At 69.9% G+C, this 21,044-nt stretch carries 23 protein-coding genes and 1 pseudogene; 14 read left to right on the top strand and 10 right to left on the bottom strand.

Annotated features, from left to right (window positions below; translation table 11 throughout):
- Window positions 1-40: 40 nt before the first annotated feature.
- From OHA11_RS47090 to OHA11_RS47100, 3 genes are all read right to left on the bottom strand, one after another.
- The gene (locus tag OHA11_RS47090) at window positions 41-481 is read right to left on the bottom strand and encodes an SPW repeat protein (RefSeq protein WP_266508721.1); all 441 of its coding nucleotides are present in this window, start codon (window positions 479-481) and stop codon (window positions 41-43) included.
- Window positions 482-750: 269 nt separating this feature from the next.
- On the bottom strand, window positions 751-2,124 hold the full coding sequence (locus OHA11_RS47095; protein WP_266508722.1) for a deoxyribodipyrimidine photo-lyase: 1,374 nt from the start codon (window positions 2,122-2,124) through the stop codon (window positions 751-753).
- A gap of 88 nt (window positions 2,125-2,212) precedes the next feature.
- Entirely contained in the window at window positions 2,213-3,742 is a 1,530-nt protein-coding gene (locus OHA11_RS47100; RefSeq protein ID WP_266508723.1) for an SDR family oxidoreductase, read from the bottom strand.
- Window positions 3,743-3,902: 160 nt separating this feature from the next.
- Here OHA11_RS47100 and OHA11_RS47105 point away from each other — a divergent pair, with 160 nt between their 5' ends.
- A complete protein-coding gene (locus OHA11_RS47105) occupies window positions 3,903-4,091 on the top strand; it encodes a hypothetical protein (RefSeq protein ID WP_266508725.1) in 189 nt (62 codons plus the stop codon).
- Window positions 4,092-4,176: 85 nt separating this feature from the next.
- Here the strand turns inward: OHA11_RS47105 and OHA11_RS47110 are convergent, their stop codons facing one another.
- A complete protein-coding gene (locus OHA11_RS47110) occupies window positions 4,177-5,097 on the bottom strand; it encodes a LysR family transcriptional regulator (protein WP_266508727.1) in 921 nt (306 codons plus the stop codon).
- Window positions 5,098-5,240: 143 nt separating this feature from the next.
- On the opposite strand from OHA11_RS47110, the gene OHA11_RS48600 reads away from it, so the two are divergent.
- From OHA11_RS48600 to OHA11_RS47155, 10 genes and pseudogenes are all read left to right on the top strand, one after another.
- The gene (locus OHA11_RS48600; protein WP_353962986.1) at window positions 5,241-5,318 is read left to right on the top strand and encodes a putative leader peptide; all 78 of its coding nucleotides are present in this window, start codon (window positions 5,241-5,243) and stop codon (window positions 5,316-5,318) included.
- 71 nt (window positions 5,319-5,389) lie between these two features.
- On the top strand, window positions 5,390-5,572 hold the full coding sequence (locus OHA11_RS47115) for a hypothetical protein (RefSeq protein WP_266508728.1): 183 nt from the start codon (window positions 5,390-5,392) through the stop codon (window positions 5,570-5,572).
- Between the two features lie 58 nt (window positions 5,573-5,630).
- On the top strand, window positions 5,631-6,188 hold the full coding sequence (ssuE, locus tag OHA11_RS47120) for an NADPH-dependent FMN reductase (protein ID WP_266508729.1): 558 nt from the start codon (window positions 5,631-5,633) through the stop codon (window positions 6,186-6,188).
- Complete coding sequence (locus OHA11_RS47125; RefSeq protein WP_266508802.1) at window positions 6,185-6,589, top strand: acyl-CoA dehydrogenase family protein; 405 nt, start codon at window positions 6,185-6,187, stop codon at window positions 6,587-6,589. Before ssuE ends, OHA11_RS47125 begins: the two co-directional genes overlap by 4 nt.
- Before the next feature lie 107 nt (window positions 6,590-6,696).
- Entirely contained in the window at window positions 6,697-7,881 is a 1,185-nt protein-coding gene (locus tag OHA11_RS47130) for an LLM class flavin-dependent oxidoreductase (protein WP_266508731.1), read from the top strand.
- Between the two features lie 153 nt (window positions 7,882-8,034).
- Window positions 8,035-8,226 (top strand): hypothetical protein, encoded by a 192-nt coding sequence (locus OHA11_RS47135; RefSeq protein ID WP_266508810.1) that lies wholly within the window; start codon window positions 8,035-8,037, stop codon window positions 8,224-8,226.
- Window positions 8,223-8,966: a hypothetical protein gene (locus OHA11_RS47140; protein ID WP_266508733.1), complete on the top strand. Its 744-nt coding sequence runs from the start codon at window positions 8,223-8,225 to the stop codon at window positions 8,964-8,966. The genes OHA11_RS47135 and OHA11_RS47140 overlap by 4 nt, the downstream gene beginning before the upstream one ends.
- Window positions 8,963-9,672, top strand: a pseudogene (locus OHA11_RS47145) (nucleotidyltransferase domain-containing protein). The gene OHA11_RS47140 and the pseudogene OHA11_RS47145 overlap by 4 nt, the downstream one beginning before the upstream one ends.
- Before the next feature lie 91 nt (window positions 9,673-9,763).
- Window positions 9,764-10,117, top strand: a complete 354-nt coding sequence (locus OHA11_RS47150; RefSeq protein WP_266508735.1) for a YciI family protein — start codon at window positions 9,764-9,766, stop codon at window positions 10,115-10,117.
- A 34-nt stretch (window positions 10,118-10,151) separates the two neighbouring features.
- Complete coding sequence (locus tag OHA11_RS47155) at window positions 10,152-11,348, top strand: RNA polymerase sigma factor (protein WP_266508737.1); 1,197 nt, start codon at window positions 10,152-10,154, stop codon at window positions 11,346-11,348.
- A 56-nt stretch (window positions 11,349-11,404) separates the two neighbouring features.
- Here the strand turns inward: OHA11_RS47155 and urtE are convergent, their stop codons facing one another.
- From urtE to OHA11_RS47185, 6 genes are all read right to left on the bottom strand, one after another.
- Complete coding sequence (gene urtE / locus OHA11_RS47160) at window positions 11,405-12,100, bottom strand: urea ABC transporter ATP-binding subunit UrtE (protein WP_266508738.1); 696 nt, start codon at window positions 12,098-12,100, stop codon at window positions 11,405-11,407.
- Window positions 12,101-12,107: 7 nt separating this feature from the next.
- On the bottom strand, window positions 12,108-12,932 hold the full coding sequence (gene urtD / locus OHA11_RS47165) for an urea ABC transporter ATP-binding protein UrtD (protein WP_266508740.1): 825 nt from the start codon (window positions 12,930-12,932) through the stop codon (window positions 12,108-12,110).
- Window positions 12,929-14,044 carry an urea ABC transporter permease subunit UrtC gene (urtC, locus tag OHA11_RS47170; protein WP_266508742.1) on the bottom strand — a complete coding sequence of 372 codons (1,116 nt, stop codon included), beginning with the start codon at window positions 14,042-14,044 and terminating at the stop codon, window positions 12,929-12,931. The genes urtD and urtC overlap by 4 nt, the downstream gene beginning before the upstream one ends.
- Complete coding sequence (gene urtB / locus OHA11_RS47175) at window positions 14,041-14,937, bottom strand: urea ABC transporter permease subunit UrtB (protein WP_266508743.1); 897 nt, start codon at window positions 14,935-14,937, stop codon at window positions 14,041-14,043. Before urtB ends, urtC begins: the two co-directional genes overlap by 4 nt.
- Window positions 14,938-15,007: 70 nt before the next feature.
- Complete coding sequence (urtA, locus tag OHA11_RS47180) at window positions 15,008-16,231, bottom strand: urea ABC transporter substrate-binding protein (protein ID WP_266508804.1); 1,224 nt, start codon at window positions 16,229-16,231, stop codon at window positions 15,008-15,010.
- 306 nt (window positions 16,232-16,537) lie between these two features.
- The gene (locus OHA11_RS47185) at window positions 16,538-17,650 is read right to left on the bottom strand and encodes a substrate-binding domain-containing protein (RefSeq protein ID WP_266508744.1); all 1,113 of its coding nucleotides are present in this window, start codon (window positions 17,648-17,650) and stop codon (window positions 16,538-16,540) included.
- A 242-nt stretch (window positions 17,651-17,892) separates the two neighbouring features.
- Here OHA11_RS47185 and OHA11_RS47190 point away from each other — a divergent pair, with 242 nt between their 5' ends.
- The 3 genes from OHA11_RS47190 (at window position 17,893) to OHA11_RS47200 (ending at window position 20,895) form a co-directional block, all read left to right on the top strand.
- Window positions 17,893-18,303, top strand: coding sequence for a MarR family winged helix-turn-helix transcriptional regulator (locus OHA11_RS47190; protein ID WP_266508746.1), 411 nt, complete (start codon window positions 17,893-17,895; stop codon window positions 18,301-18,303).
- A gap of 102 nt (window positions 18,304-18,405) precedes the next feature.
- A complete protein-coding gene (locus OHA11_RS47195; protein WP_266508748.1) occupies window positions 18,406-19,806 on the top strand; it encodes an aldehyde dehydrogenase family protein in 1,401 nt (466 codons plus the stop codon).
- Window positions 19,807-20,001: 195 nt separating this feature from the next.
- Window positions 20,002-20,895: a glycoside hydrolase family 19 protein gene (locus OHA11_RS47200; protein ID WP_266508750.1), complete on the top strand. Its 894-nt coding sequence runs from the start codon at window positions 20,002-20,004 to the stop codon at window positions 20,893-20,895.
- Window positions 20,896-21,044 lie beyond the last annotated feature (149 nt).

Below are 21,044 nucleotides of genomic sequence, written 5' to 3' on the forward strand. Positions count from 1 at the left end.
CGCGGACCGGCCGACGGTCCTCATCGGCGCAGACGTCCTGCTACGTCTGTGATGTGCTCTTCGCGGACGTGGCCGCGCACAGGAACCCCAGCACCACGGCGAGAGCGCCGATGATGATGTTGTTGAGCACGACGCCCGTGTCAGGGCTCTCGCCGACGATCCAGGGCGAGATGATCAACCACGTACCCATGGCGCACATGGCCCAGCTCAGGCCGTACATCCGGGTCGGGGTGGTGGTGAATCCGAGGGCCAGTACGCCTATCGCGATGCCCATGATGAGGTTGTGCGTCACGAGTGCGGGCTGGCTTGTCGTGTAGTGGAGTATCCACGGGGAGGTGGCGCAGTACAGACCGAGCAGGAACACCGGTCCGTCCACGAGCGCCACATCGCGACCACCGAGCATGCGGGCGTAACGGTCCCGCATTTCGGATACATCAGGGTGGCTGGTGATGTCACCCCGGGTGTTCGAGACGTTGGCCATGACTCGACTCCTTTGTCTCTGCAGGCCTGACCGCGACTGTGCGGTATGCGGTAGACGCCGCGTACGTACATTCTGCTCTTATTTCTTCTTTATGTGTAGAGGTGGGCGGGTCGGAGGCGCCTGGAGATGCGTAGCCCGCACGCAGACAGTGACGCAGCGGATACAGCCCGCGTTGGACGTGGCTCTTGACCGTCCCCGGCGGCCGGCCCGTGCGCTGGGCGAACCGGCCGTGCGTACCGGGACCGGTGGCCCGAGGAACCGGCGGGGCCTCAGGCCTGCCCGCGAGCATGTCTGAAACGCGCCAGCCCGTCGGCGAGTTCGATGATCGGGCCGGGATAGTCGTGGGCGGCGCGTTCGTGGCCCTCGAGTTTCCACGGCTCGTGCACGGCGGCCCCGTCGAGCCCTTCGAGTTCGGGCACCCAGCGCCTGACGTACGTGCCGTCCGGGTCGTACCGCTTGCCCTGGAGGACCGGATTGAGGACCCGATTGGGCCGGGTGTCGGTGCCGGTTCCCGCCACCCACTGCCAGTTGAGCTGGTTGTTCGCGACGTCGCCGTCCACCAGCAGTTCCAGGAAGTGACGGGCGCCGATCCGCCAGTCGACGTACAGCGTCTTCGTGAGGAAGCTCGCGGTCAGCAGGCGTCCCCGGTTGTGCATCCAGCCCTCGTACCGTAGTTGGCGCATGGCCGCGTCGACGACGGGATAGCCGGTCCGCCCCTCCTTCCAGGCATCGATGTCCTGTGCGGCCGAGGTCTGCGACCGCCACAGGTCGCGCCGGGTGCGGTAGTCCGCCGTGGCGGCGTCCGGCCGTGCGGCCAGCACCTGATGGTGGAAGTCCCGCCACGCGAGCTGCCGTACGAACGCCTCGGCGCCCGGCCCGCCCGCCTTCCGCGCCCGGTGGACGAGCTCGACGGGAGACAGCGTGCCGAAGTGCAGGTGCGGGGAGAGGCGCGAGGTGGCGTCCCCGGGCAGGTCGTCGTGGCGATCGTCGTACGAGCCGATCCCGGCCCGCAGCCAGGCCGTCAGCTGGTTCCTGCCCTCCGTCTCGCCGCCCGCGGCCAGCCCCTCCGACAGCCCGGACAGATCCCCGCGCCCAGGAAGTGCTTCCGAACCGATGCCCTCCGGTACGTGCACGGTGCGGGGTGCGCCGAGCACGTCACGCAGGTGCCGGCGTGCCCAGTGCCGGAAGTACGGCGTGAAGACGGCGAAGTGGTCGGAGGCGGCCGGGGTCACGGCCCCCGGTGCCAGCGCGGTGACCACCGCGTCGTGCACGTGCAGCCGGCGCCCCTCCGACTCCAGGGCGGTGCGCAGCCGTTCCTCACGCCGGTGGGCGTAGGCACTCGCACCGGCCGCCATGTGGACCTCGTCGGCGTCCGTCTCCGTGACCACCCTGCACACCTGGTCGACGACATCGCCGGACCGGAACACGAGTCGGCCGCCGCGCTCACGCAGTCCCGCGTCGAGATCCCGCAGACAGTCGGCGAGGAACGCCAGCCGGTTCGGAGCGGCGAATCCGGCCTCGTCGACGGCCCGGTCACGGACGAACAGAGGCACCACCGCGCTGGAGCCGTCGAGCGCCGCACGGAGCGGTGGATGATCGTGCAGTCGCAGGTCGGAGGTGAACAGGACGACCGAGACGTTCATGACACGACTCCCGAATTCCGGGCCGGGACGGGGCGGGGGCGGGGGCGGCGCGGGACAGGCAGGGACGGTGGGCGTCGGGCACCGGCCATCAGCCCCCGGGCGTGCCGAGCCGCGCCGCAGCGGGCTCCGTCCTGGCCGCGGTCCGGGCGATGTTGCGGGCCATGCCGCCGAACACGACCGCGTGGAACGGCGACACGCTCCACCAGTAGGCGTGGCCGAGCAGTCCGTGCGGATGGAAGAGGGCGCGCTGGCGGTAACGGACGCCGCCGTCGTCGTCCGTGTCGACGTACATCTCCAGCCATGCGAGGCCCGGCAGGCGCATCTCGGCGCGCAGCCGCAGCAGGTGTCCTCGTTCGATCTCCTCGACGCGCCAGAAGTCGAGCGAGTCGCCGACCCGCAGGCGTGCCGCGTCGCGGCGCCCTCGGCGCAGGCCCACCCCGCCGGCCAGCCGGTCCAGCCAACCGCGCACGGCCCAGGCGAGGGGCAAGGAGTACCAGCCGTTGTCACCGCCGATGCCCTCGATCACCCGCCACAGGGCCTCGGGCGGGGCGTCGACCGACAACTCGCGCCGGTCTGTGTAGAGGCTGCCGCCCGCCCAGTCGGGGTCGGTCGGCAGCGGGTCGCTCGGGGCACCCGGCACCGAGGCGGACGACCAGCGCGTGGCGACCCGCGCCTCCCGGACGCGTCGCAGCGCAAGCCGCACCGACTCCTCGAAGCCGATCGGCCCGCCCGGCGGGTCGGGCACATGCCGGGCGATGTCGTGCTCGTGGCAGACGACCTCGTGGCGCAGTGACTCGGTGAGCGGGCGCGCGATGGAACTCGGTACGGGCGTGACCAGCCCGACCCAGTGGCTGGACAGCCCAGGCGTCAGCACCGGCACCGGCACGATCAGCCGACGCGGCAGGCCCGCGACCGCCGCGTATCTGACCATCATCTCCCGGTACGTCAGGATCTCCGGACCGCCGATGTCGAAGGCCCGGCTGACGTCGTCCGGCATCCGCGCGGCGCCCACCAGCGTGCGCAGCACGTCCCGTACCGCGATGGGCTGGATCCGCGTACGGACCCAGCTCGGAGTGACCATCACCGGCAGCCGTTCGGTGAGGTAGCGCAGCATCTCGAAGGACGCCGAACCCGAACCGATGATGACCGCCGCGCGCAGCACGGTCGTCGGCACCCCGGAGTCCAGCAGGACGCGGCCGACCTCGGCCCGGGACCGCAGATGCGGCGACAGCTCCTTCTCCGGTACCCCGGCGGGGGTGAGCCCGCCCAGATAGACGATCCGGCGTACGCCCGCCTCCCGTGCCTGTTCCCCGAAGGTGCGCGCCGCCCTGCGGTCGACCTCCTCGAAGCCCTTGCCCGTGCCGAGGGCGTGCACCAGGTAGTACGCGACGTCGATGTCCTGCATCGCCCCGGCGACGGACGCGGGGTCGGTGACGTCCCCGCGCACCACCTCGACGTCGCCCGCCCACTCGTGGTCGCGGAGGGCGCCGGGGGAGCGGGCCATACAGCGCACCCGGTGGCCCGCGGCGAGGAGCTCCGGGACGAGCCGGCCGCCGATGTACCCCGTCGCGCCCGTCACCAGGCACCGCAGCCCGCCTTCCCAGACGTCACTGCTCATGAGTTCTCAGCCTTCCGTTTCGGTGTCCCTCCCTGATCACTTCCCTGGTGAAGGCCCCCTTGGATGCGCCGATCGGGCCATTGCGGCCATCCGGGTCGCGGGTGCCTGCACATGTTTTCGCAGATGGGGGGCAGACGAACTCGAGAAGAGCCGTTGGTCGATGCTGGAGGTGGCTGCCGTCATGGGCACGAAGGTGCTGGAGAGGTTCCCCGCGGGAGCCCCGCGCGGATCATGGCCCGCGGAGGAGTACGCGGCGCTGCGTCGCGCCGAGGGGCAGCCTGCGGCGGTCGTGATGGACCTGAAGTCGGACACCTTCCTCGTGGTGGTACCGGCGCTCGACGAGGACTGATTCCCGCGCGGGGTGGTCCCTGCCGGAGGCGAGACCCGACCGGCGCCGGTCATGATCGGCGCCGTGTCACCCGGTCCGCGCCGTGTCACGGTCGCCCGGTCACCGTCCCCCCGAGTGCCGCCGCCCGGCGCACGAAGGCCTCGTGCAGATCGTGGGCGGCCCGCGGCACCGAGTCCGCCTTGCGCCGCTGGAGCATCAGCAGCACCCGCGTCGAGTCGTCGGCCAGCGGACGGCAGGTGATCGTGCCCTGCCGCTCCAGCGGGTCGTCGATCACGCTGAAATCGGGCAGGACCGTGGCCCCCAGCCCCTCCGCCACCATCAGCTTGCCCATCTCCGCGCCGTCGGTGGAGTAGGCGAAGGACGGCTCACGACCGCCCAGCAGACGGTGCACGTACCGGTGCATCACATAGCCGGAGCGCATCGCGATGAGCGGCTCGGCGAGCAGGTCGGACACGGACACCACCGACAGCGACGCGAGTGGACTGTCCGGCCGTACGCACACCACCGGCCGTCCGCGCAGCAGCTCCGTGGCCTCGAAGTCGGCGGCCACGTCATCACCCTCCAGGTGGTTCACCAGACCGAGGTCGAAACCGCCCTCCGACAGGGCCCGGTGGATCTCCGACTGCTGGGCGCCGACGACCTCCACCTGCGTCGCCGGGTGCGTGGCCCGGAACTCCCGTACGGCCGGAATGAGCAGCGGCACCGTCGCCGCGTTCACCGTGCCGACGCGCACCATCCGGCTGATGCGGTGCTGCTCGCCCGCGGCGCCCCGCAGCCGGTCCACCGCGTCGAGGACGTTGATGATGTGCGGCAGGAGCTCCCGCCCCTCCGCGCTCATCCTCGCGCCGGTCCGCTTGCGCTCCAGGAGGTCGACCCCGAGTTCGCGCTCCAGATTCCGTACGGTCTCGCTCAACGCGGGCTGGGAGAGGTGGAGTTCCTCGGCGGCCCGGCGCAACGAGCCGAGCCGGGTGACCGCCGCGATGTATTCCAGCTGCTCTGTTCGCACCGCAGCAGAATGCTGCGCCCGCTCCGACCTGTTCAAGGGCTGCCCTGTCACACCTTCGTGAAATTCGCCGGTCCGCGATGCGAGACCGATCGGGTATTCCTTGACGGTCCCGACCGGCGGCTGCCACGATCGGGAACATGACGATGCGACTGGACCTCACGCGGCGACGCCATGTCGACCTCGCGCGTGTCTCCAGCGCCGCATGTTGCCGCGCGGCCTGATCCACCGGATCCGCTGCGCCTCACCCCCCTCTTCCTCCCGGCATTCCGACGCCCACGGCTGCCGACAAGCCGTGCGTCGCTTTACGTCGCCCGAATTCGGCAGCGCATCGGCTCCCACCGAATTCGACCTGCCCGAATTCCCCGCAACAAGGGAAAAGGCCGAGTACTTCGGCCGCCGCGTACCGCCCCTCGTACGTGAACCGGAAGCCCAACTCCCGCACACCGAGCCCGAGTCCGCGCCCGTCCACGCGTGACCGCCCACCCCGTGGTGTCTCCCGCACGGAGGCACCCCTCTGTCCCGAAAGAGGGCCCATGGCCACCGTCCTGTCCGTCTCCGGCAGCCCCTCCGCCTCCTCCCGCACGAACCGGCTCCTGCGCCACCTGGACACGCGGCTGACCGCGCAGGGCCACCAGGTGGTCCCGCTCGACGTCCGTACGATCCCCGCCGAGGCCCTGCTCGGCGCCGACTTCAGGCATCCGGCGATCATCGAGGCCACCGAGCTCTTCGGCCGTGCCGACGGCATCGTGATCGGTACCCCCGTCTACAAGGCCGCCTACTCCGGCGTCCTCAAGGCGCTGCTCGACCTGCTCCCGCAGTACGCCCTCGGCGGCAAGACCGTGCTGCCCCTGGCCACCGGCGGCACCACCGCCCATGTGCTGGCCATCGACTACGCCCTGCGCCCGGTGCTCAGCTCCATGGGCGCCCGGCACATCGTCCAGGGCTGGTTCACCCTCGACAAGGACATCACGGTGGGCGGGGACGGCGGACTCACGGTGGCCGCCGCGGCCGACGAGGCACTGACCCAGGTGCTCGACCAGTTCTCCGACGCCCTGGGCGGCCGTACGCCGATCCTCGCAGCGGCCGGCTGACCGTGTCCCCGACCGCCTCCGCACGGGGCGCCGCCAAGGCGATCGCCGACGACGCGGAGGCCCTGGCAGTCGCCGCCGCACTGGCCGACGAGTTGCTCGGTGCGGCAGCACGAGCGGTCGACACGGCCCGCGCCGACCTGACGGAGGCGTCGGCCGCCGAGGCGTCCATCGCCGTGGCCGCCGCGAAGGTGCACGCCGCGACCACCGCCGTCGAGGTGTCGGGAGCCCTCTTCGAGGTGTCCGGCACCCGGTCCGCCCTCAACTCCCTCAATCTGCACCGGCATTGGCGCGACGCCCGCACCCACACCCACACCCTGCACGACCCGGCCCGCTGGAAGATCCAGCACATCGGCCGGTACGTACTGAACCGCACGCTGCCTCCGTGTCATGGACTGCTCTGAGACCAGGAGGAACGCCCACGCCGAAGCCGGAATCACCCACGGCACCCCGTCCATGGGCATCCCGCCCACGACACCCCGCCAGCACCCCTCGATCGGAGAACGGACCCGTGTCCCTCACCTTTCACTGGTTCCTGCCCACCAACGGCGACAGCCGTCATGTCGTCGGCGGCGGCCACGGCACCCCGGCCACGGCGTCCGGCCGGGATCGGCCGCCCACGGTCGCCTACCTCAGCCAGATCGCCCGCGCCGCCGAGGACCTGGGCTTCGTCGGCGCGCTCACACCCACCGGCGCCTGGTGCGAGGACGCCTGGCTGACCACCGCGATGGTCAGCCGGCACACCGAGCGGCTGAAGTTCCTGGTCGCCTTCCGGCCGGGCTTCGTCTCGCCGACGCTCGCCGCGCAGATGGCCTCGACCTTCCAGCGCCAGTCCGGCGGACGGCTCCTCCTCAACGTCGTCACCGGCGGGGAGAACCACGAGCAGCGTGCCTACGGCGACTTCCTCGACAAGGACGCCCGCTACCGTCGTACCAGCGAATTCCTGCAGATCGTCCGGGACTTGTGGGAAGGCAAGACCGTCGGCCTGTCCGGCGAGTTCCTCCAGGTCGAGGACGCCCGCCTCGCCCGCGTGCCCGACCCCGTCCCCGAGGTCTACTTCGGCGGCTCCTCGCCCATCGCGGGCGAGGTCGCGGCCAAGCACGTGGACGTGTACCTCACGTGGGGCGAACCGCCCGCACAGGTCGCCGAGAAGATCGCGTGGGTCCGCGCGCTGGCCCAGCAGGAGGGGCGTAGCGTCCGGTTCGGCATCCGGCTGCACGTCATCACCCGTGACACGTCCGAGCAGGCATGGGCGGAGGCGGACCGGCTGCTGGCCGGCTTCGACCCGGAGACCGTGAAGTCCGTACAGGCCGGTCTCGCCCGCAGCGAGTCCGAGAGGCAGCAGCGCATGCTCGCCCTGCACGGTGGCGGCAACCTCCCCCAAGCTCTGAACTCCGTTGGAGCAGGGGGGACCCCCACTGGCCTGGAGATCCACCCCAACCTCTGGGCCGGTATCGGTCTCGTGCGCGGCGGCGCGGGCACCGCCCTGGTCGGCAGCCACGACGAGGTCGCCGAACGCATCGCCGAGTACCACCGCCTCGGCATCGACGAGTTCGTGCTCTCCGGCTACCCGCACCTGGAGGAGGCGTACTGGTTCGGCGAGGGCGTCCTGCCCCGGCTGGCCGCGCAGGGGCTGTGGCGGCACCCGTTCGCCGAGCGCCCGGCCCCCGCGGCGCAGGTGCCGTTCGCGAACTGAGGATCCGGGGGCACGGTCGTCACCCAGTTCCCCCGGAACGCCGCCCGCGCCCTCGGAAAATCGCTGTACGCGGCCGTCCCCCGGGTGATGACCTTGTGTGAGCCGCCCAGCTCGCACAAGGCAGCAAGGTGGCGGGGGAGAGGGGCGACAGCCGTGACCGCCAAGAACAACATCCTGCTGTCCGACATCGTCGGCTCCACCGCCTACAGCCTGGCCTACGCGGGCTCGGACGTGGACCGCCTCGGCATGTTCGCCATATTCCGCAGCCCCTGTCGAGGCTTCGCCGCGCTCGTGTCCGCAGCCCCCGAGGAGCAGGCCGAGAGCGATGAATGGGGGCAGAGGTGACCAGGAGACTCCGCGACGCCTGCAAGCTCGGGCACGCCTGGACCCAGGAGAACACGCGGATCACCAAGCAAGGATGGCGGGCCTGCCGGACCTGCCACCGAGAGGCCAACCGCCGCGCCAACGGCTGGAAGCCGCGCCCGGACCGCAGCGACTTCGACCACGAGTTCTTTGCTGGCGACGTTGCGCCCACCGCGTGGCTGGCTGGCCTCCTTGCGGCTGATGGTTGTGTGCGGGGTCATCGGATCTGGCAGCTCTCGCTGTCCGGCGACGCCGGGGCACACCTGGTGAAGGCGTCTGCCAGCCTGATCGGCCATCGACGCAGCATCGGCGTTCAGCGGACCGGCAGCCAGCCGAGCCATCGGCTACATGTCAGCTCCGCCCAGCACGTCACCGACCTCGCCAACGTCTGGAAGATCACCCCGCGCAAGTCGCTGACTCTCCAGTGGCCGACACCCCCGGCGCATCTCGCGCGGCCGTTCGTGCGGGGGTATGTCGACGGCGATGGCCATGTCTCGGCAACGGAGGGTGGGCGCTTCAAGGTGATCGGCACCCCCGAGTTCATCGAGGGCATGCGGTCCGTCCTACCCATCACCGGCGGTCATGTACAGCAGGTGGGAGCCCGGACGGTCGCGTTCGCCCTCAAGGCCCGCAAGGCTCGGGACCTTTTTGCGTGGATGTGCACAGACGCAGACCTTCCGCTGTCAGGCAAGGCCCGCACCGCATTGGAGATCATCTCGTGAAGCTCCCTCGCGGCGCCACCCTGCTGTCCGGCATCGTGGGCAGCACCGCATATGGCCTGGCTCGCCCAGACTCAGACGTCGACCGACTCGGACTCTTTGCCGCGCCCACAGCGGACCTACATGGGCTCAAGCCACAGCCCGAGACCTACACGAGCACGCGACCTGATGTCTGCCTCCACGAGGCCCGGAAGTGGTGTCGGCTCGCCCTGAGTGGCAATCCGACCGTCATGGAACTCGTCTGGCTGCCCGACGAGTTGTACGAGGTCCGCACGGAGCTGGGCGACGAACTCATCGGCATCCGCACGACGCTGCTGTCCGCGAAGCGCGTCCGCGACGCCTATCTCGGGTACGCCACCCAGCAGTTCAAGCGCCTCTACGACCGTGGCGACAGCTCGTTCTCCGCGGACACCCGAAAGCGGACCGCGAAGCATGCCCGACATCTGCGCCGCCTGTGCCATCAGGGCTTCGAGCTGTACGCCACCGGGCGTCTGAGCATCCGCGTCGAGGACCCGAGGAGTACCACCGCTTCGGCGAACAGGTGGCAGCCGACGCCATGGCCGCGCTGCCCCTGCTCAAGCACTACGAGGCTGCCTTCGACGAGACCCGCAGCGCCCTGCCGGAACAGCCCGACGAGGCGCCCGTCGAGGCGTGGCTGCGCCGGGTCCGGGCCCAGTACTACACACCTGCGGGTGCGCCGGGGCGGTGACCGAAAAAATCTTCCGTGGATGTCGTGGCGTGTGTCGATCCGGCGGTTCCCCCTTCGTGTAGTCAGTGAGAGACCACCAAGGAGGAGCGTCATGAAGCACTACCTGTTGAGCGTCATGCAGCCGGTGGGCGAGCCGCCCGCACCCGAGGTCCTGCAAGGGATCATGCACAACCTCGAGGTCTTCCACGCCGAACTGAAGGAGGCCGGCGCCTGGGTGTTCGCCGGGGGACTGCACGGGCCCGAGACGGCCACCGTGCTGCGGGCCGACAAGGGGGACGTACTGATCACCGACGGCCCGTACACGGAGAGTAAGGAATACCTCGGCGGGATCTGTCTCATCAAGGCACCCGACCTCGACGCGGCGCTCGAATGGGGCCGCAAGGCGACGCTGGCGACCACGCTTCCCATCGAGGTGCGGCCCTTCATGGGCGAGGCCGAGGGCTGAGGGCATGGGAGTGAGGACAGAGGACTGAGGACCGATGACCGCGAAGGCCGCCATCGAGGCCGTCTTCCGCGCGGAATACGGCCGTGCGGTCGCCGTCCTCGTCCGCTTCTTCGGCGACATCGACCTCGCCGAGGAAGCGGTCCAGGACGCCTTCGCCACGGCGGTGCGGAAGTGGCCGGAGACGGGAATCCCGCCGAGCCCGGCCGGGTGGATCATCACCACCGCCCGGAACCGGGCCGTCGACCGGCTGCGCCGCGAGTCCACGCGTGAGGTCCGGCACGCCGAGGCGGCCCAGCTGTACGCCCCCGACGCACCGCCCGAGGAGGGCCCCGTGCGCGACGACCGGCTCCGCCTGATCTTCACCTGCTGCCACCCCGCGCTCGCCACCCAGGCCCAGGTCGCCCTCACCCTGCGACTCCTAGGCGGGCTCACCACCGCCCAGATCGCCCGCGCCTTCCTGGTCCCCGAGCCCACCATGGCCCAGCGCCTGGTCAGGGCCAAGGCCAAGATCCGCGACGCCCGTATCCCGTACCGCGTCCCGCGAGAGGCCGACCTCCCCGATCGCGTCAGGGGAGTGCTGGCCGTCGTCTACCTCATCTTCAACGAGGGGTATGGGGGCCGGGCGGACCTCTGCGCGGAGGCCATCCGCCTCGGCCGCCTCCTCGCCGAGCTGATGCCGGACGAGCCGGAGGTCCTCGGGCTGCTCGCGCTGATGCTCCTGATCGAGGCGCGCCGCCCGGCCCGGGAGACCCCCGACGGAGACCTGGTCCTCCTCGCCGACCAGGACCGTCGCCTCTGGGACCGTGACCTGATCACCGAGGGACAGTCCCTGGTGCGCCGCTGCCTGCGCCTGGACCGACCAGGCCCGTACCAGATCCAGGCCGCGATCAACGCCGTCCACAGCGACGCGCCCACCGCGGCCGCCACCGACTGGGGCCAGATCCTCGCGCTCTACGACCAGCTCATGATCCTCGCCCCGAACCCGGTCGTCGCCCTCAACCGCGCGGTGGCGGTCGCCGAGACCGAGGGCCCGCGCACTGCCCTCGCCCTCGTCGACGCCCTCGATCTCGACGGCTACCACGCCTTCCACGCCGTACGAGCCGACCTGCTGCGGCGCACCGGGCGGCCGACGGAAGCGGCAGCGGCGTACGAGGCGGCCATCGCCCTCACCGAGAACCCGGCCGAGCGCGCCCACCTGGAGCGCCGCAGGACGGAGCTTCAGGTGGAGTGAGCCGCTACACGCTCAACGTGGAGTGAGCCGCTACGCGCTCAACGTGGAGTGAACCGCTACACGCTCAATGCCTCCCGCACCGACCGCTCCGCCTCCTGCCCGCCCTCACCGGACGACGTGACCCGCCCGGCCTCCAGGACGTAGTAGCGCTGCGCCGCCCGCATCGCGAAGCCGACGTGCTGCTCGACGAGGAGCACCGAGAGCCCGCCGCGGGCGGCCAGCGCGAGGATCGTCTCCTCGATCTCCGCCACGACCGAAGGCTGGATGCCCTCGGTCGGCTCGTCGAGCAGAAGAATCCGAGGGTCCGTCACCAGGGCCCGGGCGATGGCCAGTTGCTGCCGCTGACCGCCGGAGAGCAGCCCCGCCCGCCGCCCCGACAGAGTCCTCAGCGCGGGGAACAGATCCAGCGCCTCGGCAATCGCCGCTTTGCCGCGCTTACGGCCGTCCGCGATCAACTGGAGGTTCTCCGCCGTCGTGAGATGGGGGAAGGCCTGCTGGCCCTGTGGCACGTAGGCCATGCCGCGCGCCACGCGTTCGTGGGGCTTGCGGCGTGTGACGTCCTCGCCGTCGAGACGGATCGCACCGCTCGACGGGGTGAGCAGTCCCACGGCCGCCCGCAGCAGCGTGCTCTTGCCCGCGCCGTTGTGCCCGAGCACCGCGGAGACACCGTCGTCCGGCACCTCCACGGAGACTCCGTGCAGGACCAGACTGCGGTTGTAGCCGACCCGTATGTCGTCGATCTCCAGCTTCATGTCCGCCTCACGCCTCCTGTTCCTGTACGGCCGCGCCGGGCGCCGTGCCACCCGCGGGCTCGGGCTCCTCCGGCAGGATCAACTCGGCGTCCTGGACGGCCGCGTGCCCGAGGTACACCTCCTGCACCTTGGGATCGGCCTGCACCTCGGCCACCGTCCCCTCGCTGAGCACCTTGCCCGCGTGCAGCACGCTGACGCTGCGCGCGAAGGACCGCATGAAGTCCATGTCGTGCTCGATGACGACCACGGTCCGCTCCTCGCTGATGCGCTCCAACAGCTCGCCCGTGGCCTGCCGTTCGTCGTGGCTCATCCCGGCGACCGGTTCGTCGAGCAGCAGCAGCCGTACGTCCTGCACGAGCAGCATGCCGATCTCCAGCCACTGCTTCTGCCCGTGCGCGAGCGTCCCGGCGGGGGAGTCGGCCAGCTCCGTGAGCCCGACCGTGTCCAGCGCACGTGCGACGGGCTCCGGCACGCCCTTGCGGCGCCGGAGCATCGTCAGCACGCCGCGCCTGGCACCGGCCGCGATGTCCAGGTTCTGAAGGACCGTCAACTCCTCGAAGACGGTGGCCGTTTGGAATGTACGGCCGATCCCGGACCGGGCGATGTCGTGCACGCTCCGCCCGAGCAGCTCCTTGCCCCCGAAGAGCACGGAGCCCTCGGCCTTCACGAGACCCGTGACGGCGTCGACGAGCGTGGTCTTGCCCGCGCCGTTCGGTCCGATCAGGAAGCGCAGATCGCCCGGCCGCACGTCGAGGTCCACCCCGTCGACGGCGGTGAACCCGTCGAAGGACACCCGTAGTCGGCGTATCTCAAGGCCCGAGAGTTCACTCATGCTGCTTCTCCAAGAGGAAGGGCAGGTGTCTTGCCCCCGGTCGAGTCCCCGGTCGCGCGTGACGACCTGCGCCGCCGTACGATCCCCACCAGCGAGGCGAGACCGCCCGGCAGGAACGCCAGGGCCACGATGAAGAGCAGGCCCTGGAAGTACGTCCAGGCCGCCGGGAACTCCTCCGACAGTGCCGTCTTGGCCCACGCCACCCCGATCGCGCCGAGCACCGCGCCGACCAGGCTCGCCCGCCCGCCGACCGCGGCACCGATGACGAACTCGATCGACGGCACGATGCCGATCATCGCGGGGGAGATGATGCCGACCGCGGGCACGAACAGCGCGCCCGCGAGCCCGGCCATGCCTGCGGCCACGACGTACGCGACGAGCTTCACGTTCGCCGGGTTGTACCCGAGGAAGCGCACCCGCTCTTCCGAGTCCCGTACGGCGACGAGGAGTTCGCCGTAGCGGCTGTGGATCAGCTGCCGGGCGAGGGCGATCAGCAGCAACAGCGCGGCGGCGATGATGAAGTACACCATCCGCTGGTTGACCGGGTCGTTGAGGTCGTAGCCGAAGAAGCCCTGGATGTCGGTGAGTCCGTTGGTGCCGCCGGTCGTGGCCTGCTGGCCGATCAGCCAGATCGCGAAGGCCGCGGCGAGCGCCTGGCTGAGGATCGCGAAGTACGCGCCCTTCACCCTGCGGCGGAAGATGAACGAACCGAGGATCGCGGCGACGGCCATCGGTAGCAGTACGGTCGCGGCGATGGCGAAGAGCGGGTTCTCGAACGGCCGCCACCACCAAGGGAGTTCGGTGGCCGTGCCGTAGAGCTGCATGAAGTCGGGAAGGTTGCCAGGACCCGCGTCGGCGATCTTCAGATGCATCGCCATCGCGTAGCCGCCGAGCCCGAAGAACACGCCCTGCCCGAGGGTGAGCAGCCCGCCGCGGCCCCAGGCCAGACAGATGCCGACGGCGACCATCGCGGTGCACAGGTACTTGGCGAGCAGCCCGAGCCGGAAGTCCGAGAGCGCCAGCGGGGCTACCGCGAACAGGGCGAGGGCAGCCGCGGCGAATCCGCCCCAGGCGCGCGCCGACCGGCCTTTGAGCAGGGGCAGCAGGGTCATACCAGACTCCTCGTACGCAGCGTGTACAGCCCCTGGGGCCGCCACTGGAGGAACGCGACGATGGCCACGAGGACGAGCACCTTCGCGACGCTGACGGTGGTGGAGTACTCCAGGACGGACTGCAGGACGCCGAGGACGAACGCGACGATGACCGTCCCCTTGAGCTGTCCGATGCCGCCGACCACGATCACCAGGAACGCGTCGATGATGATGTTGGTGCCCATCGTGGGACCGATCGGACCGACCAGCGTCAGCGCGACTCCCGCGACTCCCGCGAGCCCGGACCCGAGGAAGAACGCGGTCCGGTCCACCCGCGAGGTGGAGATGCCGGACACCTCGGCCAGATCACGGTTCTGCACGACCCCGCGGATCCGGCGGCCGAGCGGAGTCAGCCGCAGCGTCAGCGACAGCGCGACCACCGCCGTGATCGCCAACCCCAGAATGAACAGACGGCTGTTGGCGAAGGTCAGCGGATCGTCGCCGCCGATGACGGTGATGTTCCCGGTGAGCAGATCGGGCGCGCGGGTCTGCACGTTCGGCGCGCCGAAGATGTCCCGGGCGAGCTGCTGGAGCATCAACGAGACGCCCCAGGTGACGAGCAGCGTGTCGAGCGGCCGCAGATACAGGCGGCGGATGAGCAGCCACTCAAGAAGCGCGCCGAGCCCGCCGGCCACCAGGAAGGCGACCGGCAGTGCGACGAGCAGCGAGAGGCCCGCGCTGGAGATGGACTTCTGGAGGACGTACGTCGTGTAGGCGCCAGCCATGATGAACTCGCCGTGGGCCATGTTGATGACGTTCATCTGGCCGAAGGTGAGCGAGAGACCGAGCGCGATGAGCAGCAGGACGGCACCGATGCTGATGCCGGTGAAGGTCTGACCGAGGATCACGGTCATGCGGCGGCTCCGGGGAGGCGGACGCGGGGCCGGTCTTCGTTGCCGAAGGCCGACCCCACGTGACGGTCGGTCAGGAGAGGCCGGAGGCCCAGGAGTAGCCCTTCAGGTACGGGTCCGGCTTGATCGCCTTGCCGGAGTCCCACACCTGCTCGATCAGCCCGTCGGTGCCGATCTTTCCGATCCGGGCGGTCTTGTAGATGTGCTGGCTCGCGCCGTCCACGGTTACCTTGCCCTCGGGAGCGTCGAAGGTGATGCCGTCGGAGGCCGCCTTCACCTTCTCCGGGTCGAAGGACTTGGCCTTCTCGACCATCGCCTTCCACAGGTAGACCGAGGTGTACGCGGCCTCCATCGGGTCACTGGTCGGCTTGTCCTGGCCGTACTTGGCCTTGTACGCCTTCACGAACTTGGTGTTCGCCTCGCCCGCGGTCGTCTGGTAGTAGTTCCAGGCCGTCAACTGCCCGGCCAGGTACTGCGATCCGATCGACTTGACCTCTTCCTCGGCGATCGACACCGAGACCACCGGCATGCTCGTGGCGGTCAGACCCGCCGACTTGTATTCCTTGAAGAAGGCCACGTTCGAGTCGCCGTTGAGGGTGTTGAAGACCGCGTCGGCCTTCGACGCCTTCACCTTGTTGGCGATGGTGCTGAACTCGGTGGACCCCAGCGGCGCGTAGTCCTCGCCGAGCACCTTCATGCCATTGGCCTTCGCGTACGCCCTGATGATCTTGTTGGCGGTGCGCGGGAAGACATAGTCGCTGCCGACGAGGTAAATGCTCTTCTTGCCCTGGCTCTTGAGGTAGTCGAGCCCCGGGACGATCTGCTGGTTGGTGGTGGCACCCGTATAGAAGATGTACGGGGACTCCTCAAGTCCCTCGTACTGCACGGGATAGAACAGCAGTGACTTGTTCTTCTCGAAGACGGGCTTCACGGCCTTGCGGCTCGCCGAGGTCCAGCAGCCGAAGGTGGCCGCGACCCGGTCCTCCTTGATGAGTTTGCTCGCCTTCTCGGCGAACGTCGGCCAGTCGGAGGCGCCGTCCTCGCTGATCGGCTTGATCTTCTTGCCGAGCACGCCGCCCGAGGTGTTGATCTCGTCGATCGCCAGCTTCAGCGAGTCGCGTACGGTCACCTCGCTGATCGCCATGGTGCCGGAGAGCGAGTTGAGCAGGCCGACCTTGACCGTGTCGCCGCTCGTGTCGGCCTTGGCCGCCGCGTCGGACGTGCCGCCCGCGGTGTCGGTCTTGGCGCCGCACGCGGCGAGCGTGACGACGGCGACGAGCGCGGCGGCGCCCGCCATCACCCGGCGTCGGGAAGGACCGGACCCCTGGAAGCCGTGGAAACCGCTGGAATCGCTGGAACGGCTGGAACCGCTGGACAAAAGAACCCCCTCGGGCTGGGAGGACAACCTCCTCCTGAAGTGCGGTCCACAGCCTCAAGTCATCCTGTTTCCGCGGCGTTTCGCCTTACTTTCCCGGCGGTATCTTCCGGCTCTCACCGGGCAACAAAAAATGCCTCAGGCGGAATTCTGTCCATGAATTCACAGTTCGCCCGAGGCATTCTAATTACTTCCTGTGGGAAGTATCTTCGCGGAGGCGCGAGCATGTCAAGGCCGGGTTTCGTGAAGATCCAGCTGGGCCACGACGTCGAAGTCCACGCCGTCCGCCCGCGCCAGGTAGATGCGCTGGCGTACGTGACTGCCGCGCAGGTGGAGCAGCCCGCGCGGGCCCTCGTACGAGACGGTGTCCGCCGCCGCGCCGATCGCGGAGACGTCGAGGGTCCTGGCCCGGTCGATGAGCGCGGCCAGCAACAGGACGCCCTCGTAACACGATTCGCCGAGACTGCCGAGAACCGGCGCCTCGACTCCGTATCGCCCGGCGTACTGGCCGTGGAAGTCGAGGGTGTCCTGATTGGCGAGGGACGCGAAGAACCCGGCCGTGCTGTAGAGGCCGGCGGTGGCCGTGGGGCCGCTCGCCATCAGCATGTTCTCGTCCATCAAGGTGCTCAGCCGAAGGCAGCGCTCGTCGAGGCCAGACGCGGCGAACGCCCGGTTGAAGCGGACCGCGTCGCTGCCCACGAGCAGCATCAGCACGGCGTCCGCGTCCGACCGCTCGATCCGGCGCAGCACCCCGTCGAAGTCGTGGGTGCCGAGCGGCAGATACGCCTCCGCGCGGATGCCGCCGCCCGACTCGCGCGCGTAGTGGTGTGCCGCGCGGGCCGTGCGGCGCGGCCAGACGTAGTCGTTGCCGACGACGAACCACCGGCGCACCCGGTGCTCGCGGGCCAGCAGGTGCATGGCGGGCCGCAGTTGGTCGTTCGGGGTCTCGCTCGTCAGGAACACTCCGGCCGTGTCCTCGCCGCCCTCGTACAGCGCCGTATACACGTAGGGCACCCGGTGGGCGATCCGCGGGGCCAGCGCCTGGCGTACGGAGGAGATGTGCCAGCCGGTGACGCCCTGCACGATGCCGAGGTCGACCAGCGCCTCGACGTTCTCCGCGATGCGGTGCGGTTCGGCGCCGCCGTCGACCGGCAGCAGCCGCAGCTCCTTGCCGAGCACCCCGCCCGAGCGGTTGACCTCCTCGACGGCGAGCCGCGCGCACAACTCGCACGTGGGTCCGAAGATCCCGGCGGCGCCCTGCATGGGAAAGACCAGCGCCACGCTGACGACCGAGTCGTCGGCCGTGAACCAGTCGAGCGGAGGCGGGTCGAGCCGGACCATGGGGGCATGATTCCGGGAACGCCCGGTGAACTCCAGTCCGTCTCGGGGTACGGTCCACGCCCGCCGCGGCACAGATCCGCGCCGGGAGTGTGCGGCGGCCGGGTCCGGACGTGCGGCACCCGCACGCCCTGCGGCGGCAGATGCGGGAGATCCTTGTGGGAAGCGGGACTTGTACGATGGGCTGACCCCCGCGAGCGAGGAGAAGGATGCCGACCCCACCTCCGCTTCGGTCCCAGGACCTCATGCGCCTCTTGACGCGGGCCGAGCGACTGGCCGCGCGCCGGCTCCAGGCCGCCCTGGACGAGCACGGCTGCTCGCTCGACGCCTGGCGGGTGCTCTCCCTGCTCTCCGACGGTGCGGGGCACCCGATGGCGGCGGTCGCCGAAGCGGCTTTCCTGCCGCCCCCGACCCTCACCAAGCTGGTCGACCAGCTCGTCGACCAGAACCTGGTCTTCCGACGTGTCGATCCTCTGGACCGGCGGCGCATCCTCGCCCACCTGACCCCGCGCGGTGAGACGTACTGGCGGCGCGTCGACCGGGAGGTCCGCGACCAGTGGCCCGTCCTGAGTGACAGCGACGACGAACTGTTGCGGGGGCTGCTGCACCGGCTGGCGGACACGCTCGACGGGGCGGCCGCCGAGTCCTCGGTGTAGGCGCCCGAGAACCCTTCGCGTGTGGCCGTTGGGCCCCCGGTGTGATCTGTGACGCCTTCGGACAGTTGCATCGCGTGAGGTGGAATGCTCGATGCCGTATAAATGGTTGGCGTATACATCGAGCTTGCCGCTCGATCCCACGCGCGCGGGCGACCAGCCCGCCCCGACCAGCGAGGCACCGTGAACCAGTCCACCCCCGAGCGGCCCGCCGACACCGTGGCCCGGCTGCGCGCCACGTTCCGCACCGGCCGCACCAAGCCCGTCGCCTGGCGCACCACCCAGCTGCGCCGACTGCGCGAGATGCTCACCTCGCACGGTGAGGACCTGGCCGGGGCCCTCCACGCGGACCTGGGCAAGAGCTCCACCGAGGCCTTCCGCACGGAGATCAACTTCGTCGTACGGGAGATCGACCACACCCTGGAGCACCTCGACGGGTGGCTGCGCCCCGAGTCCGCCCCCGTCCCCGCGCACCTCGGCGCGGACGCCACGGCCTGGACGCGATACGACCCACTCGGCGTCGTCCTGGTCATCGCCCCCTGGAACTACCCGGCGCAGCTGTTGCTCGCGCCGATGGCCGGCGCGCTCGCCGCCGGCAACGCGGTCGTCGTCAAGCCCAGTGAACTCGCCCCGGCCACCTCCGGCGTCCTGGCCCGGCTCCTGCCGGAGTACCTCGACACCGATGCGGTCGCCGTCGTCGAGGGCGGCATCCCCGAGACCACGGCCCTGCTCGCAGAGCGCTTCGACCACATCTTCTACACCGGCAACGGCACCGTCGGCCGCATCGTCATGACCGCCGCCGCCCGGCACCTCACCCCGGTCACCCTCGAACTCGGCGGCAAGTCCCCGGCGTTCGTCGACCGGGACGCCGACCTGACCGTCGTCGCCGAGCGCCTCGCCCGCGGCAAGTTCCTCAACGCCGGGCAGACCTGCGTCGCGCCCGACTACGTACTCACCGACCCGGAGACGGCCCGCGCCCTGGAACCGGTTCTGGCCAAGGCGGTCGAGGGCCTGTACGGATCCGACCCCGCCGCCTCCACCGAGTACGGCCGGATCATCAACGAGCGGCACTTCGACCGCCTCACCGGACTGCTCGACTCCGGGCGTGTCGTCGTCGGCGGTGACAGTGACCGCGCCACCAGGTACATCGCGCCGACCGTCCTGGCCGACGTCGACCCCGACGCGCCCGTCATGCGCGAGGAGATCTTTGGTCCGGTCCTGCCGATCGTGACCGTCTCCGGTCTGGACCAGGCCGTCGACTTCATCAACGACCGCGACAAGCCCCTGGCGTTGTACGTCTTCACCGAGTCCGACATCACGCGGGAACGGCTCGCCGCCGAAACCTCCTCCGGAGCCCTCGGATTCGGCCTGCCTCTCGCCCATCTCACCGTCTCCGACCTGCCCTTCGGCGGCGTCGGCGCGAGCGGCATGGGCAGTTACCACGGCCGCTATTCGATCGAGACATTCAGCCACCGCAAGGCGGTGCTGGAGAAGCCGCTGAGCTGAACGGGGCGGCCCCGGGGCGAGTTGACTGGTCTACACCCTTGACTGGTCCAGACCAAAGGAGTTGAGTATGCCTCCACACCCCCCACCACGGCCGCCCCTTACGCCGTGGCCGGTCACACCGGCCTGCGCGCACAAGGTTCCGCTTCGCTCTGCCCCCGTACGGGTGCGGCCGTGCTCCGCGAAGGAGTTGGTCCTGTGTCGAGGCGTCGTATCTCCGCGTTCGTGGCCGCGCTCGTGCTCGCAAGCGCCGCGCCGGTGCTCCTGCCGGCATCCAGCGCGTCCGCGGCGGCCTGTTCGAGCTACCCGAACTGGGTGGCCGGCCAGTCGTACGTCACCGGCAACATCGTCCGCTACACCGACGGCAAGGCATACATAGCCGAGCACGACAACCCGGGCTACGACCCCATCATCAGCACCTGGTTCTGGGAGCCGTACGCCTGTGACGGAGGCACCACACCCCCCAGCCCGTCCGGCTTCGTCGTGAGCGAGGCGCAGTTCAACCAGATGTTCCCGAACCGGAATTCCTTCTACACGTACAGCGGGCTGACGGCCGCGCTGAGCGCCTACCCCGGCTTCGCGAACACCGGCAGCGACACCGTGAAGAAGCAGGAGGCCGCGGCCTTCCTCGCCAACGTCAGCCACGAGACCGGCGGTCTCGTCCACATCGTCGAGCAGAACACCGCCAACTACCCCCACTACTGCGACTGGAGCCAGCCGTACGGCTGCCCGGCCGGCCAGGCCGCCTACTACGGCCGCGGACCGATCCAGCTCAGCTGGAACTTCAACTACAAGGCCGCGGGCGACGCGCTCGGCATCGACCTCCTCAACAACCCCTGGCTCGTACAGAACGACTCCGCCGTGGCCTGGAAGACGGGCCTCTGGTACTGGAACACGCAGAACGGCCCCGGCACGATGACCCCGCACAACGCCATGGTCAACCAGGCCGGCTTCGGCCAGACGATCCGCTCCATCAACGGCTCCCTGGAGTGCGACGGGAAGAACCCGGCGCAGGTGCAGAGCCGGGTGAACAACTACACGCGGTTCACCCAGATCCTCGGCACGACGACGGGCAACAACCTGTACTGCTGAGGTACCGCTCGGATACCTCTGGCAGCCTGAGGGCGGCGGCCTGGTGCCGCCGCCCTTTCCGGCCTGTCATGCTCTTGACCAGTCCATACCAACCCGATTGAGTGTCCCGCGCAGACCCCCCATTTTCCGGCCCGCCGCTTCCGGCGTCG

The sequence above is a fragment of the Streptomyces sp. NBC_00878 genome (genome assembly GCF_026341515.1).
Classification (GTDB): Bacteria; Actinomycetota; Actinomycetes; order Streptomycetales; family Streptomycetaceae; genus Streptomyces.

Bases quoted from the DNA above. Each gene is read 5' to 3' on its own strand.
- OHA11_RS47090 (WP_266508721.1), bottom strand. From the start codon at position 481: ATGGCCAACGTCTCGAACACCCGGGGTGACATCACCAGCCACCCTGAT.
- OHA11_RS47095 (WP_266508722.1), bottom strand. From the start codon at position 2,124: ATGAACGTCTCGGTCGTCCTGTTCACCTCCGACCTGCGACTGCACGAT.
- OHA11_RS47100 (WP_266508723.1), bottom strand. From the start codon at position 3,742: ATGAGCAGTGACGTCTGGGAAGGCGGGCTGCGGTGCCTGGTGACGGGC.
- OHA11_RS47105 (WP_266508725.1), top strand. From the start codon at position 3,903: ATGCTGGAGGTGGCTGCCGTCATGGGCACGAAGGTGCTGGAGAGGTTC.
- OHA11_RS48600 (WP_353962986.1), top strand. From the start codon at position 5,241: ATGCGACTGGACCTCACGCGGCGACGCCATGTCGACCTCGCGCGTGTC.
- ssuE (WP_266508729.1), top strand. From the start codon at position 5,631: ATGGCCACCGTCCTGTCCGTCTCCGGCAGCCCCTCCGCCTCCTCCCGC.
- OHA11_RS47150 (WP_266508735.1), top strand. From the start codon at position 9,764: ATGAAGCACTACCTGTTGAGCGTCATGCAGCCGGTGGGCGAGCCGCCC.
- OHA11_RS47155 (WP_266508737.1), top strand. From the start codon at position 10,152: ATGACCGCGAAGGCCGCCATCGAGGCCGTCTTCCGCGCGGAATACGGC.
- urtE (WP_266508738.1), bottom strand. From the start codon at position 12,100: ATGAAGCTGGAGATCGACGACATACGGGTCGGCTACAACCGCAGTCTG.
- urtD (WP_266508740.1), bottom strand. From the start codon at position 12,932: ATGAGTGAACTCTCGGGCCTTGAGATACGCCGACTACGGGTGTCCTTC.
- urtC (WP_266508742.1), bottom strand. From the start codon at position 14,044: ATGACCCTGCTGCCCCTGCTCAAAGGCCGGTCGGCGCGCGCCTGGGGC.
- urtB (WP_266508743.1), bottom strand. From the start codon at position 14,937: ATGACCGTGATCCTCGGTCAGACCTTCACCGGCATCAGCATCGGTGCC.
- urtA (WP_266508804.1), bottom strand. From the start codon at position 16,231: ATGGCGGGCGCCGCCGCGCTCGTCGCCGTCGTCACGCTCGCCGCGTGC.
- OHA11_RS47185 (WP_266508744.1), bottom strand. From the start codon at position 17,650: ATGGTCCGGCTCGACCCGCCTCCGCTCGACTGGTTCACGGCCGACGAC.
- OHA11_RS47190 (WP_266508746.1), top strand. From the start codon at position 17,893: ATGCGCCTCTTGACGCGGGCCGAGCGACTGGCCGCGCGCCGGCTCCAG.
- OHA11_RS47195 (WP_266508748.1), top strand. From the start codon at position 18,406: ATGGTTGGCGTATACATCGAGCTTGCCGCTCGATCCCACGCGCGCGGG.